This is a genomic window from Roseateles sp. (assembly GCF_049240545.1).
GTDB lineage: Bacteria > Pseudomonadota > Gammaproteobacteria > Burkholderiales > Burkholderiaceae_C > Paucibacter_A.
This window is the reverse complement of sequence record NZ_JBMLSK010000340.1, coordinates 1-1,258: the sequence shown is the minus strand read 5'-3', so window position 1 is coordinate 1,258 and position 1,258 is coordinate 1. Positions and strand designations below refer to the sequence as shown.

The 1,258-nt window shown below is 62.7% G+C and carries 1 protein-coding gene; it reads right to left on the bottom strand.

Annotated elements, in window-relative coordinates:
* Window positions 1-1,231 (bottom strand): IS3 family transposase gene (locus ACOVRJ_RS21290; RefSeq protein ID WP_422045824.1). Its coding sequence is split into 2 segments (ribosomal slippage), with 1,232 coding nucleotides annotated over them: window positions 1-874 and window positions 874-1,231; the frame shifts between segments, so codons are not numbered across the junction. This gene is flagged as partial in the annotation.
* Window positions 1,232-1,258 lie beyond the last annotated feature (27 nt).

Here is a 1,258-nt window from a genome sequence, read left to right as displayed (position 1 = left end):
CGGCAGATGCCGGCCAGTGACGCCCGATGCACCGCATCGGGCGTTTGCATTTTCAGCGAGCAATGCGGCCGCTCGTGGTTGTAGATCTGCACCGACTCTCGCACCATGCGCCTGGCCTGCTCCAGATTGGCCGGTCGCTGCAGCAATAACTCGGTTTTGAGGATGCCGTTGATCCGCTCGGCCAGTGCATTTTGGTAGCAGTCATAGCCGTCGGTCATGGAGCACCGCAGACCATGGCGCTGGTGGATGGCCTGGTAGTAGCTGGAGCAGTACTGCACGCCCCGGTCAGAGTGATGCACCAACTCTTGATCGCTCTGGCGTGCGCGCAAGGCCATCTTCAGCGCCTGTGCCACCGGCTCGGTTTGCAGACTGTCGTGCACGTGCCAGCCCACGATCTTGCGTGAGTAGGCGTCTGTCACCAGGCTCAGGTAGACGAACTTCTCGGCCGTGGGCAGGTAGGTGATGTCTGCCACCCACACCTGCTCAACAGCCGTGGCGCTCACCCGATGCTCACCCGCCTTGAGCAGGTTGGGGTGGCGACGATACCGATGATGGCTGTCGGTGGTCTTGTGATACGCGCGCCGCGCAGGCACCAGCAGCCCGGCGTTGCGCAGCACATCAAAGAGTGCATCGCGCCCAAGCTTGATGCCCGCCTGCTCCAGTGGCGCTTGCAGCAGGTGGTGCAATTTGCGCGTGCCCAATCTGGGCTGGCGACGTCGCCAATCGCGCACCCACTGCACCACCGCCTGCGCTTTCTGCGCGCGTTGGGCGTGGCGCCGCTGGCCTTGGTAATGCGCCTGCCGGCTCAGCCCCATGTGGCGGCAAGCCCTCGCCACGCTCAGCCCTTGGACGAGCTGCTGCGCGAGGACTTGCCCAAAGGCTTTTTTACGACGCGCACTCCATAGTCCTTCTTCAGAACGTCGAGCATCGCCTCGAACAATTGCGCCTTCTCGTTGGCCAGCTTGAGTTGCACTTGCAGCGCTTTGATCTGCTGCTCCGGCGTCAGCGCAGTGGGGGTCTTGTCTGGGGGCATGGCCGCACATGATGCCGCAACGCCCCAGCCTTGGCGCCCGTGTTTGCGCAGCCACACCAACACCGTCGAGCGACCCTGGATGCCGTAGCGCGCCTGCGCCTGTTTGTACGTCAGCTCGCCTTTTTCGACCTGCTCCACCACCGCCAGCTTAAAAGCCAGCGTGTAGTCCCTCTGCGTTCGCTTGATCCCTGTTTCCATGCGACTTGCCCTTTCTTGATAGAAAAG